Origin of the sequence: Pseudomonas sp. PB103 (genome assembly GCF_009764635.1) — a bacterium.
Classification (GTDB): Bacteria; Pseudomonadota; Gammaproteobacteria; order Pseudomonadales; family Pseudomonadaceae; genus Aquipseudomonas.
The window spans coordinates 83,382-96,422 of record NZ_RWIL01000036.1; the positions used below are offsets into that span (position 1 = coordinate 83,382).

The 13,041-nt window shown below is 57.8% G+C and carries 10 protein-coding genes; 9 read left to right on the plus strand and 1 reads right to left on the minus strand.

Annotated features, from left to right (window positions below; genetic code table 11):
- The first annotated feature begins 76 nt into the window (after positions 1–76).
- The 7 genes from dnaK to EJA70_RS06520 all read left to right on the plus strand — a co-directional run bounded on the left by dnaK (position 77) and on the right by EJA70_RS06520 (position 9,879).
- On the plus strand, positions 77–1,993 hold the full coding sequence (gene dnaK / locus EJA70_RS06490) for a molecular chaperone DnaK (RefSeq protein WP_158830202.1): 1,917 nt from the start codon (positions 77–79) through the stop codon (positions 1,991–1,993).
- Between the two features lie 296 nt (positions 1,994–2,289).
- Positions 2,290–3,414 (plus strand): molecular chaperone DnaJ, encoded by a 1,125-nt coding sequence (gene dnaJ, locus EJA70_RS06495; RefSeq protein ID WP_008088315.1) that lies wholly within the window; start codon positions 2,290–2,292, stop codon positions 3,412–3,414.
- A 9-nt stretch (positions 3,415–3,423) separates the two neighbouring features.
- The gene (dapB, locus tag EJA70_RS06500; RefSeq protein ID WP_008088318.1) at positions 3,424–4,230 is read left to right on the plus strand and encodes a 4-hydroxy-tetrahydrodipicolinate reductase; all 807 of its coding nucleotides are present in this window, start codon (positions 3,424–3,426) and stop codon (positions 4,228–4,230) included.
- A gap of 258 nt (positions 4,231–4,488) precedes the next feature.
- Positions 4,489–5,625 carry a glutamine-hydrolyzing carbamoyl-phosphate synthase small subunit gene (gene carA / locus EJA70_RS06505; protein ID WP_007915228.1) on the plus strand — a complete coding sequence of 379 codons (1,137 nt, stop codon included), beginning with the start codon at positions 4,489–4,491 and terminating at the stop codon, positions 5,623–5,625.
- A 126-nt stretch (positions 5,626–5,751) separates the two neighbouring features.
- A complete protein-coding gene (gene carB, locus EJA70_RS06510) occupies positions 5,752–8,973 on the plus strand; it encodes a carbamoyl-phosphate synthase large subunit (protein ID WP_053117025.1) in 3,222 nt (1,073 codons plus the stop codon).
- Entirely contained in the window at positions 8,970–9,446 is a 477-nt protein-coding gene (greA, locus tag EJA70_RS06515; RefSeq protein WP_008088322.1) for a transcription elongation factor GreA, read from the plus strand. Before carB ends, greA begins: the two co-directional genes overlap by 4 nt.
- Positions 9,447–9,474: 28 nt before the next feature.
- Entirely contained in the window at positions 9,475–9,879 is a 405-nt protein-coding gene (locus EJA70_RS06520) for an MFS transporter (RefSeq protein ID WP_158830203.1), read from the plus strand.
- A gap of 9 nt (positions 9,880–9,888) precedes the next feature.
- On the opposite strand, the gene EJA70_RS06525 is transcribed toward EJA70_RS06520, so the two are convergent.
- The gene (locus EJA70_RS06525; protein ID WP_003221534.1) at positions 9,889–10,197 is read right to left on the minus strand and encodes a YhbY family RNA-binding protein; all 309 of its coding nucleotides are present in this window, start codon (positions 10,195–10,197) and stop codon (positions 9,889–9,891) included.
- A gap of 101 nt (positions 10,198–10,298) precedes the next feature.
- On the opposite strand from EJA70_RS06525, the gene rlmE reads away from it, so the two are divergent.
- Together rlmE and ftsH are read left to right on the plus strand one after the other, a co-directional pair.
- Positions 10,299–10,928, plus strand: coding sequence for a 23S rRNA (uridine(2552)-2'-O)-methyltransferase RlmE (gene rlmE, locus EJA70_RS06530; RefSeq protein ID WP_008088328.1), 630 nt, complete (start codon positions 10,299–10,301; stop codon positions 10,926–10,928).
- A 202-nt stretch (positions 10,929–11,130) separates the two neighbouring features.
- Positions 11,131–13,038 (plus strand): ATP-dependent zinc metalloprotease FtsH, encoded by a 1,908-nt coding sequence (gene ftsH / locus EJA70_RS06535; protein ID WP_158830204.1) that lies wholly within the window; start codon positions 11,131–11,133, stop codon positions 13,036–13,038.
- The last annotated feature ends 3 nt before the right edge of the window (positions 13,039–13,041 follow it).

Below are 13,041 nucleotides of genomic sequence, written 5' to 3' on the forward strand. Positions count from 1 at the left end.
AGTCAAGCGTTTAAGTGCTACCGCAGTCAGCCACCACTGCTGCGGCATCCAAATCCAAAGTTTCGGGAGAGTTAACATGGGCAAAATTATCGGTATCGACCTGGGGACCACCAACTCCTGCGTCTCCGTGCTGGAAAACGGCAAAGCAAAAGTTATTGAAAACGCTGAAGGCGCGCGTACCACGCCGTCGATCATCGCTTACGCCAACGATGGCGAAATCCTGGTAGGTCAGTCGGCCAAGCGTCAGGCTGTGACCAACCCGCACAACACTCTGTACGCAGTTAAGCGTCTGATCGGTCGTCGTTTCGACGAAGAAGTTGTGCAGAAAGACATTCAGATGGTGCCGTACAAGATCGCCAAGGCTGACAACGGCGACGCCTGGGTTGAAGTGAACGGCCAGAAAATGGCGCCGCCACAAATCTCGGCTGAAATTCTGAAAAAGATGAAGAAGACCGCCGAAGACTACCTCGGCGAGCCAGTGACCGAAGCGGTCATTACCGTTCCGGCCTACTTCAACGACAGCCAGCGTCAGGCGACCAAAGACGCCGGCCGCATCGCGGGTCTGGACGTAAAACGTATCATCAACGAACCAACCGCAGCCGCTCTGGCTTACGGCATGGACAAGGCCAAGGGCGATCACACCGTGATCGTTTATGACCTGGGTGGCGGTACTTTCGACGTCTCCGTGATCGAAATCGCTGAAGTTGACGGCGAGCACCAGTTCGAAGTGTTGGCCACCAACGGTGACACGTTCCTGGGCGGTGAAGACTTTGACATTCGTCTGATCGACTACCTCGTCGACGAATTCAAGAAAGAAAGCGGCATGAACCTCAAAGGTGACCCGCTGGCGATGCAGCGCCTGAAAGAAGCCGCTGAGAAAGCCAAGATCGAACTGTCCTCGAGCCAGTCGACCGACGTTAACCTGCCGTACATCACTGCAGATGCGACCGGTCCTAAGCACCTGAACGTGAAAATCTCGCGTGCCAAGCTCGAAGCACTGGTTGAAGACCTGGTTCAGCGCACCATCGAACCTTGCCGCATCGCCATGAAAGACGCTGGTCTGGACGTTGGCGCGATCAACGACGTGATTCTGGTCGGTGGTCAGACCCGTATGCCGCTGGTACAGAAGCTGGTAACCGATTTCTTCGGTAAAGAAGCACGTAAAGACGTGAACCCGGATGAAGCTGTTGCCATGGGTGCTGCGATTCAGGGCGCTGTTCTGGCCGGTGACGTGAAAGACGTTCTGCTGCTCGACGTCAGCCCGCTGACCCTGGGTATTGAAACCATGGGCGGCGTGATGACCGCGCTGATCGAGAAAAACACCACGATTCCTACCAAGAAATCGCAAGTGTTCTCGACTGCCGACGACAACCAGGGCGCTGTGACCATTCACGTGCTGCAGGGTGAGCGTAAGCAAGCCACTCAGAACAAGTCCTTGGGCAAGTTCGACCTGGCCGACATTCCACCTGCACCACGTGGCGTGCCACAGATCGAAGTAACCTTCGACATCGACGCCAACGGCATCCTGCACGTCGGCGCGAAAGACAAGGCTACCGGCAAGACTCAGTCGATCGTGATCAAGGCCAACTCCGGTCTGTCCGATGACGAAATTCAGCAAATGATTCGTGATGCTGAAGTCAACGCTGAAGAAGACCGCAAGTTCGAAGAACTGGCCGCTGCCCGCAACCAGGGTGATGCACTGGTTCACTCGACTCGCAAAATGGTTGCTGACGCGGGCGACAAAGTCACCGCCGAAGAGAAGACTGCGATCGAAGCGGCTGTGGTTGCTCTGGAAGCCGCTGTCAAAGGCGACGACAAAGCTGCTATCGAAGCGAAGGTTGAAGAGCTGTCGAAAGTCTCCGCTCCGGTTGCTCAGAAGATGTACGCCGAACAGGCTCAGCCAGCTGATGGCGCAGCCCCGCAAGGCGAATCGGCTGAGAAGGCTGACGACGTTGTCGATGCAGAGTTCGAAGAAGTCAAAGACCACAAGTAAGTTGTTGGTCGGCCGGTTGACTGCCTTTAGGCAGTGACTGGTAGGATGTCGCCGCGCGGGAGCTAGCTCCCGCGTTGGCGTATCTGGAATACGCGAATTTTTACAGCATGCGACAACGTGCGGATGCTGGCGGTATGGCCGGGAATGCTCCTGCTTTTCGCGCCGCAAGTACCGCAGAATCAAAGACCAGGATCGTTGAATTGACGTGAGTTGGGTCCGGGCCTGTATTGGGGCTCAACGAGTTTGGCGATCCTCAGGAGGGGTTTGCCGGACGTCCTCAAGAGTGCAGAAGACTTATGGCTAAGCGTGACTATTACGAAGTGTTGGGTGTTGAACGTGGCTCAAGCGATGCAGACCTGAAGAAGGCCTACCGCCGTCTGGCGATGAAGCACCACCCGGACCGTAATCCCGATGACAAAGCGTCGGAAGAACTGTTCAAAGAGGCCAACGAGGCCTATGAAGTGCTGTCCGATTCCAGCAAGCGTGCGGCTTACGACCAGTACGGTCATGCCGGCGTTGACCCAAGTATGGGTGGCGGCGGTGCCGGTTTCGGCGGTCAGAACTTCTCTGACATCTTTGGCGATGTCTTCAGTGATTTCTTCGGTGGTGGTCGCGGCGGTGGCCGTGGCGGCGCTCAGCGTGGCAGCGATCTGCGCTACACCCTGGAGCTGAATCTGGAAGAAGCGGTGCGCGGCACGTCGGTGAATATCCGCGTTCCGACACTGGTCAATTGCCAGCCGTGCGACGGTTCGGGTGCCAAGAAAGGCTCCTCGCCTTCGACGTGCCCGACTTGCGGCGGCATCGGTCAGGTGCGCATGCAGCAAGGCTTCTTCTCGGTGCAGCAGACCTGCCCGCGCTGCCATGGCCAGGGCAAGATCATTTCCGATCCGTGTGATTCCTGCCACGGTGACGGTCGCGTTGAAGAGTACAAGACCCTGTCGGTCAAAGTACCGGCCGGCGTTGATACCGGCGACCGCATTCGTCTGTCTGGCGAAGGCGAGGCGGGTACGCAGGGCGGCCCGACGGGCGACCTGTACGTGGTCATCAACGTCCGCGAGCACGACATCTTCCAGCGTGACGGCAAGCATCTGTTCTGCGAAGTGCCGATCAGCTTCGTCGACGCAGCGCTGGGTGGCGAGCTGGAAATCCCGACTCTCGACGGTCGCGTCAAACTGAAAATCCCAGAGGGCACGCAGACCGGCAAGCAATTCCGTGTCCGTGGCAAAGGCGTTGCGCCAGTGCGTGGCGGCGGTGCGGGCGACTTGATGTGCCGCGTCGCAGTGGAAACACCGGTCAATCTGAACCGTCGTCAACGCGAACTGCTGGAAGAGTTCCGCGGCTCGCTGGCGGACGACAACAGCCATTCGCCGAAAACCACCGGTTGGTTTGACGGTGTGAAGCGCTTCTTCGGCGATCTGTAAGGAATCGGCATGCGACGTATAGCTGTGATGGGCGCCGCCGGGCGCATGGGCAAGATTCTGGTCGAAGCCGTGCAGCAGCGCGCGCCGCTGACCGGGTTGACCGCTGCGGTGGTTCGTCCCGGCAGCACGCTGATCGGCGTCGATGCCGGTGAGCTGGCATCGCTGGGTCGTATCGGCGTGCCGCTGTCCGGTCATATCGAGGCTGTGGCTGAAGAGTTCGATGTATTGATCGACTTCACGCTGCCGGAAGTGATGCTGAAAAATCTGGCGTTCTGCCGCAAGGCAGGCAAAGCCATGGTCATCGGCACCACTGGGCTGGATGCGGCGCAAAAGCAGTTGCTGGTCGAGGCGGGCAAGGATATTCCGATCGTCTTCGCGGCCAACTTCAGCGTCGGTGTCAATCTGTCGCTGAAGCTGCTCGACATGGCGGCGCGGGTGTTGGGTGATGAGGCCGACATCGAAATCATCGAGGCTCACCACCGTCACAAGATCGATGCCCCGTCGGGTACGGCGTTGCGCATGGGTGAGGTAATTGCCAGTGCGCTGGATCGTGATCTGCAGAAGGTCGCTGTCTATGGTCGTGAAGGCCACACCGGTGCCCGTGAGCGCGAAACCATCGGTTTTGCCACCGTGCGCGGCGGTGATGTGGTGGGTGATCACACCGTGCTGTTCGCCTGCGAAGGTGAGCGTCTGGAGATCACACACAAGGCGTCGAGCCGCATGACGTTCGCCAAGGGGGCGGTGCGCGCTGCGCTGTGGCTGGATGGTCGCGAGCCAGGTTTGTACGACATGCAGGACGTACTCGACCTGCGTTGATTGATCGTTTGAATCCGGCGCAAACGCCCTGTTTGCGCTGGTTTTTCTCCGCTTGGCGACGTCCTGTCGCATTCTCCGGCTTTTTAGGCTCTTTAGCGGTGGACCAAAAAAGCCTTTTTCTGTAAGCTACAGCTTTAGTGTGTCCACTAAAAGCGCGCAGAATAATTCAGTGAAGAAGCGGGGTGACGTGTCCATACGTCACTCCGCTTTTTTACAACCTGCGATCGCCCTTTCATGCGTTATTTACGGGAGGTCTTCTTGACTAAGCCAGCCATACTTGCCCTTGCTGATGGCAGCATTTTTCGCGGCGAAGCCATTGGTGCCGACGGTCAAACCGTTGGTGAGGTGGTGTTCAACACCGCAATGACCGGCTATCAGGAAATCCTTACCGATCCTTCCTACGCCCAACAGATCGTTACCCTGACTTACCCGCACATCGGCAACACCGGCACCACGCCGGAAGATGCCGAGTCCGACCGCGTATGGTCCGCTGGCCTGGTCATCCGTGACCTGCCGCTGGTAGCGAGCAACTGGCGTAACACGATGTCTCTGTCCGACTACCTGAAAGCCAACAACGTTGTGGCCATCGCTGGTATCGACACCCGTCGCCTGACCCGCATCCTGCGTGAAAAAGGCGCTCAGAACGGCTGCATCATGGCCGGCGACAACATCTCCGAAGAAGCGGCAATCGCCGCGGCGCAGGGCTTTCCGGGCCTGAAGGGCATGGACCTGGCGAAAGTCGTCAGCACCAAGACTCAATACGAATGGCGCTCGACTGTCTGGGACCTGAAAACCGACAGCCACGCGACCATCGACGCTTCCGAGCTGCCTTACCACGTGGTTGCCTACGACTACGGCGTCAAGGTCAACATCCTGCGCATGTTGGTCGAGCGCGGCTGCCGCGTCACTGTGGTGCCGGCTCAGACTCCAGCTGCCGACGTACTGGCACTGAAGCCGGACGGCGTGTTCCTGTCCAACGGCCCTGGTGATCCGGAGCCATGCGACTACGCGATCAAGGCGATCAAGGAAGTCCTGGAAACCGAAATTCCGGTGTTCGGCATCTGCCTCGGTCACCAACTGCTGGCTCTGGCCTCCGGCGCCAAGACCCTGAAAATGGGCCATGGCCACCACGGTGCCAACCACCCGGTGCAGGATCTGGACACTGGCGTTGTGATGATCACCAGCCAGAACCACGGTTTCGCGGTAGACGAAGAAACCCTGCCAGCCAACGTTCGTGCGATTCACAAATCGCTGTTCGACGGCACCCTGCAAGGCATCGAGCGCACCGACAAGAGCGCGTTCAGCTTCCAGGGTCACCCTGAAGCGAGCCCGGGCCCGAACGATGTCGCGCCACTGTTCGACCGCTTCATCAACGAGATGGCCAAGCGACGCTAAGCGTTCGCCTTGAGACTGTAGAGAGAAGCCCCTTGAGGGCGGCCCCGACAGCGGTGGCCCCCTCGGGACTTCAGAAATCGATCAAGACGGCTTGCCGACTGACCTGCGGATTTGAGTGACAAACCCATGCCAAAACGTACAGACATTAAAAGCATCCTGATTCTCGGCGCTGGCCCGATCGTTATCGGCCAGGCCTGCGAATTCGACTACTCCGGCGCCCAGGCCTGTAAAGCCCTGCGCGAAGAGGGCTACCGCGTCATCCTGGTGAACTCCAACCCGGCCACCATCATGACCGATCCGGACATGGCTGACGCCACGTACATCGAGCCGATCAAGTGGCAGACCGTGGCCAAGATCATCGAAAAAGAACGTCCGGATGCGGTGCTGCCAACCATGGGCGGCCAGACCGCTCTGAACTGCGCCCTGGACCTGGAACGCGAAGGCATTCTGGAGAAGTTCGGCGTAGAAATGATCGGCGCCAACGCCGACACCATCGACAAGGCTGAAGACCGTTCGCGTTTCGACAAGGCGATGAAATCCATCGGCCTGGCGTGCCCGCGCTCCGGTATCGCCCACAGCATGGAAGAAGCCAACGCGGTTCTCGAAACCCTCGGCTTCCCGTGCATCATCCGTCCGTCCTTCACTATGGGCGGCACCGGCGGTGGCATCGCGTACAACCGTGAAGAGTTCGAAGAAATCTGCGCTCGCGGTCTGGACCTGTCGCCGACCAAAGAACTGCTGATCGACGAATCGCTGATCGGCTGGAAAGAATATGAAATGGAAGTTGTCCGCGACAAAAAGGACAACTGCATCATCGTCTGCTCGATCGAAAACTTCGACCCGATGGGCGTGCACACCGGTGACTCGATCACCGTTGCTCCAGCACAGACCCTGACCGACAAGGAATACCAGATCCTGCGTAACGCCTCTCTGGCGGTACTGCGCGAGATCGGCGTCGAGACTGGCGGTTCCAACGTTCAATTCGGTATCTGCCCGGACACTGGCCGTATGGTCGTGATCGAAATGAACCCGCGTGTATCGCGTTCCTCGGCCCTGGCTTCGAAAGCCACCGGTTTCCCGATCGCCAAAGTCGCGGCCAAACTGGCTGTGGGCTACACCCTCGACGAGCTGTCGAACGACATCACCGGCGGCAAGACCCCGGCGTCTTTCGAGCCGTCGATCGACTACGTCGTCACCAAGCTGCCACGCTTCGCCTTCGAGAAATTCGCCAAGGCTGACGCACGCCTGACCACTCAAATGAAGTCGGTTGGCGAAGTCATGGCCATCGGCCGTACCTTCCAGGAATCCCTGCAGAAAGCTCTGCGCGGTCTGGAAGTAGGCGTTTGCGGTCTGGACGAGAAGCTCGACCTGAGCAATCCGGAAAGCATGAGCGTACTCAAGCGTGAACTGACCGTGCCGGGCGCCGAGCGCATCTGGTACGTGGCAGACGCTTTCCGCGCTGGCATGACTGTCGAAGAAATCTTCGCCATGAACATGATCGACCCTTGGTTCCTGGTACAGATCGAAGATCTGATCAAGGACGAAGAGAAGGTCAAGACCCTTGGTCTGTCCGCGATCGACCGTGACGTGATGTACAAGCTCAAGCGCAAAGGCTTCTCCGATCAGCGTCTGGCCAAGCTGCTGGGTGTGACCGAGAAGAACCTGCGCACGCACCGTCACAAGCTGGAAGTGTTCCCGGTCTACAAGCGCGTTGACACCTGCGCCGCCGAGTTCGCCACCGACACCGCTTACCTTTATTCGACTTACGAAGAAGAGTGCGAAGCCGCGCCGTCGGGTCGCGACAAGATCATGATTCTGGGCGGTGGCCCGAACCGTATCGGTCAAGGTATCGAGTTCGACTACTGCTGCGTTCACGCTGCCCTCGCACTGCGCGAAGACGGCTACGAAACCATCATGGTCAACTGCAACCCGGAAACTGTTTCCACTGACTACGACACCTCCGATCGTCTGTACTTCGAATCGGTAACCCTGGAAGACGTGCTGGAAATCTGCCGCGTCGAGAAGCCGAAAGGCGTGATCGTCCAGTACGGTGGTCAGACTCCGCTGAAACTGGCTCGCGCTCTTGAAGCCGCTGGCGTGCCGATCATCGGTACCAGCCCTGACGCTATCGACCGCGCTGAAGACCGCGAGCGCTTCCAGCAAATGGTTGAGCGTCTGAATCTGCGTCAGCCGCCTAACGCCACCGTGCGCAGCGAAGACGAAGCAATTCGTGCCGCCAGCAAAATCGGTTACCCGCTGGTGGTGCGCCCATCCTATGTTCTGGGTGGTCGCGCGATGGAAATCGTTTACGAAGAAGAAGAGCTCAAGCGCTACCTGCGTGACGCGGTGAAAGTGTCCAACGACAGCCCGGTGCTGCTCGATCACTTCCTCAACTGCGCCATCGAGATGGACGTGGACGCGGTCTGCGACGGCAAAGATGTAGTGATCGGCGCGATCATGCAGCACATCGAACAGGCGGGTGTTCACTCCGGTGACTCCGCGTGCTCGTTGCCGCCGTACTCGCTGCCTGCACATATCCAGGACGAGATGCGCGAGCAGGTCAAGAAAATGGCCCTGGAACTGGGCGTTGTCGGTCTGATGAACGTACAGTTGGCGCTGCAAGGCGAAGACATCTACGTCATCGAAGTCAACCCGCGCGCTTCCCGTACCGTACCGTTCGTATCGAAGTGCATCGGTGTTTCCCTGGCCATGATCGCTGCCCGCGTGATGGCTGGTAAAACCCTGAAAGAAATCGGCTTCACCAAAGAAATCATCCCGAACTTCTACAGCGTGAAAGAGGCGGTGTTCCCGTTCGCCAAATTCCCTGGCGTCGACCCGATCCTCGGCCCAGAGATGAAGTCGACCGGTGAAGTGATGGGTGTGGGTGACACCTTCGGTGAAGCATTCGCCAAAGCCCAGATGGGTGCCAGCGAAGTGCTGCCGACCGGCGGTACTGCATTCATCAGCGTACGTGACGACGACAAGCCACTGGTTGCAGGCGTGGCCCGTGATCTGATCAACTTGGGCTTCGAAGTGGTTGCCACTGCCGGCACTGCCAAGCTGATCGAAGCCGCAGGCCTGAAGGTGCGCCGTGTGAACAAGGTGACCGAGGGTCGTCCGCACGTGGTCGACATGATCAAGAATGACGAAGTCACCCTGATCATCAACACCACCGAAGGTCGTCAGTCGATCGCTGATTCGTACTCCATTCGTCGTAATGCCTTGCAGCACAAGATTTATTGCACCACCACCATTGCTGCTGGCGAAGCTATCTGCGAAGCGCTGAAGTTCGGTCCGGAAAAGACCGTGCGTCGCTTGCAGGATCTACACGCAGGATTGAAGGCATGATCAAATACCCAATGACTGTCCAGGGCGCTAAAGCCCTGGAAGAAGAACACACTCACCTGACCAAGGTCGTTCGTCCGAAGCTCAGCCAGGACATCGGTACGGCCCGCGAGTTGGGTGACTTGAAAGAAAACGCGGAATACCATGCCGCGCGCGAACAGCAAGGCATGGTCGAGGCGCGGATTCGTGATATCGAAGGCCGGATTCAGAATCAGGTCATCATTGACGTCACGACCATTCCTCATACTGGCAAGGTGATTTTCGGCACTACCGTCGAAATCGCCAACGTCGAGACTGATGAAAGTGTCACTTACCACATCGTGGGTGAGGATGAGGCTGACTTCAAACTCGGCAAGATTTCCGTGGGCTCGCCTTTGGCCCGTGCTTTGATCGGCAAGGAAGAGGGCGATGTGGTCGCCGTGAAAACGCCAAGCGGCGTGATCGAGTACGAGATTGTCGAAGTCCGTCACATCTGAAAGAAGGCGCCCGCTGCATGCGGGCGCCATGCTTTGGCAGCTGACCCAGATGTTGTGGGTCGGCGGTCTATGGTTGGTTCATCTCGGTTTGCAGCCGGTGCTGGTTCAGATTGAACTGGCGCCGCTGTTGATCGATGAAATCTCAAGCATGTTTGAAGTGCTGGTGGTGGGATTCGCCGCCGCTTGTGTGATTTTTCAGGCTTTGGTGCTGATACAGGCCGAGGGCCTTGCCAGTCTATGGCGAGATTTTCGCGGGCAGGTGCTGCTGATGGCGTTGTATGCGTGCGCGATGTTTGTCGCAGTGCGTGTCGGCTGGCCGGATGCGCAGCGCTGGCAGGTGTTCAGTTATCTGGTGCTGGGCTTTTCCGGGCTGGTGCTGGTGATGCAGCCGGTGCCGGGATGGAGTGGCAGGGTGCGCGAAGCACACCCTTGACCCTTTTCATCACTTGAAGCGATGAACGTTCGACAGCTGCTTGTTGACGCTGAAGTTCTTGCGGTAAACCAGTGCCATCTTGCCGATGACCTGTACCAGGTCCGCTTTGCCGACCTTGCACAGCTCTGCGATGTGCGCCAGGCGCGATTCGCGATCGAGGATGTTGAGCTTGATTTTGATCAGTTCGTGATCCGCCAAAGCGCGTTCAAGTTCGGCTAGCACACCTTCAGTCAAACCGTTGTCAGCCACCGTCAAAACTGGTTTCAGGTGGTGACCAATGGATTTGTACTGTTTCTTCTGCTCTGGAGTGAGCGGCATAATCTGACCCTTTCGTCTGGATTCTGTAAAATGGCGGCCATTTTACCCGAGGGTTCGTGGATCCGCCCAATTAATCACGACCCTAATCATCGAGGTGCCCAATGGCGCGTTCCAAGACAAGCCTTGGTTGGCTGAAAAGACATGTCAACGATCCTTATGTGAAGCAAGCGCAGAAGGATGGCTACCGCTCGCGTGCGAGTTACAAGCTTCTGGAAGTCCAGGAGAAATACAAGCTGATCCGTCCGGGCATGAGCGTTGTCGATCTGGGCGCCGCGCCCGGCGGCTGGTCGCAGGTCACCAGTCGTCTGATCGGCGGTCAGGGGCGCTTGATCGCTTCGGATATTCTGGAGATGGACAGCATCCCTGACGTGACCTTTATCCAGGGTGACTTCACTGAAGACGCGGTGCTCGCTCAGATCCTGGAGGCTGTGGGTAATTCGCAGGTGGACCTTGTGATTTCCGATATGGCCCCCAATATGAGTGGTACGCCTGAAGTGGATATGCCGAAAGCCATGTTCCTTTGCGAGCTGGCACTTGATTTGGCGGAGCGTATCCTCAAGCCGGGTGGTAATTTTGTGATCAAGATTTTTCAGGGTGAAGGGTTTGATGTTTACCTGAAGGACGCTCGCAAGAAGTTCGACAAGATCCAGATGATCAAGCCGGACTCCTCTCGTGGCTCCTCCCGCGAGCAATACATGCTGGCTTGGGGCTACCGCGGTCGTAGTGAATAAAACGAGTTTTTTTGGCAGGGTGATAGGTTTTTAGTATTTCGCCCGGCCAGCATTAACGAATATTGTGTAGAAAGTGTTTCACAAAGGGTTACAGACGGCGCCTGCCAGAGCTGTAGGTAATGTAGTAAGTTAGGCCGGTGAATATCATGCGAAGCGCGCGCCAGTAGCGGAGCTTGCTTCAGAGGGTAGTTAATTGAACGATATGGCAAAGAATCTGATCCTGTGGTTGATCATCGCGGCTGTCCTGGTGACGGTGATGAACAACTTCTCCAGCCCTAACGAGCCGCAGACCCTCAACTATTCCGACTTCATCCAGCAGGTCAAGGATGGCAAGGTCGAGCGCGTAGCCGTTGATGGCTATGTGATTACCGGTAAGCGTAACGACGGCGACAGCTTCAAGACCATTCGTCCGGCAATCCAGGACAATGGCCTGATCGGCGATCTGGTCGACAACCACGTTGTGGTCGAAGGCAAGCAGCCTGAACAGCAAAGCATCTGGACCCAGCTTCTGGTGGCCAGCTTCCCGATCCTGGTGATCATCGCGGTGTTCATGTTCTTCATGCGCCAGATGCAGGGTGGTGCTGGCGGCAAGGGCGGGCCGATGAGCTTTGGCAAGAGCAAGGCGCGCCTGCTCTCCGAAGATCAGGTGAAAACCACATTGGCTGACGTTGCCGGTTGCGACGAAGCCAAGGAAGAAGTCGGCGAGCTGGTTGAATTCCTCCGTGATCCGGGCAAGTTCCAGCGCCTGGGCGGTCGTATTCCACGCGGCGTACTGATGGTCGGTCCTCCGGGTACCGGTAAAACCTTGCTCGCCAAGGCGATTGCTGGCGAAGCAAAAGTGCCGTTCTTCACCATTTCCGGTTCTGACTTCGTCGAGATGTTCGTCGGTGTCGGTGCCAGCCGTGTACGTGACATGTTCGAGCAGGCGAAGAAGCACGCGCCATGCATCATCTTCATCGACGAAATCGACGCCGTCGGTCGCCACCGTGGCGCCGGCATGGGTGGCGGTCACGACGAACGTGAGCAGACCCTCAACCAGTTGCTGGTTGAGATGGACGGCTTCGAGATGAATGACGGCATCATTGTTATCGCTGCAACCAACCGTCCTGACGTACTCGACCCTGCGCTGTTGCGTCCGGGCCGTTTCGACCGTCAGGTTGTGGTGGGGCTGCCGGATATCCGTGGTCGCGAGCAAATCCTCAAAGTACACATGCGCAAAGTGCCAATGGGTGACGACGTTGCTCCGGCCGTAATCGCACGTGGTACTCCGGGTTTCTCCGGTGCTGACCTGGCTAACCTGGTCAACGAAGCATCGCTGTTCGCTGCACGCAGCGGCAAGCGCATCGTTGAGATGAAAGAATTCGAACTGGCGAAAGACAAGATCATGATGGGCGCCGAGCGCAAATCGATGGTCATGTCCGAAAAAGAGAAGCGGAACACCGCTTACCACGAAGCTGGCCACGCTATTGTGGGTCGCGTCGTGCCTGAGCATGACCCGGTGTACAAAGTGTCGATCATTCCGCGCGGTCGTGCATTGGGTGTCACCATGTTCCTGCCGGAAGAAGATCGCTACAGTTTGTCCAAGCGCGCACTGATCAGTCAGATCTGCTCGCTGTACGGCGGCCGTATCGCTGAAGAAATGACTCTGGGTTTCGACGGTGTGACCACCGGTGCTTCCAACGACATCATGCGTGCCAGTCAGATTGCACGGAACATGGTGACCAAGTGGGGCCTGTCGGAAAAACTCGGTCCATTGATGTACGCCGAAGAAGAGGGTGAAGTATTCCTCGGTCGTGGCGGCGGTGGTCAGGCCGCCAGCTTCTCGGGTGAGACAGCCAAGCTGATCGACTCCGAAGTGCGCAGCATCATTGACCAGTGCTATGGCACCGCCAAGCAGATCCTTACGGATAACCGCGACAAGCTCGATGCAATGGCTGACGCCCTGATGAAGTACGAGACGATCGATGCCGAGCAGATCGACGACATCATGGCCGGTCGTACGCCTCGCGAACCGCGCGATTGGTCGGGTGGCACCGGTACGCCACCGCCACCAGTGGTTCAGGACGAGCGTCCGCAAACACCGATTGGCGGTCCGGCTGCTGACGTTTAAGGT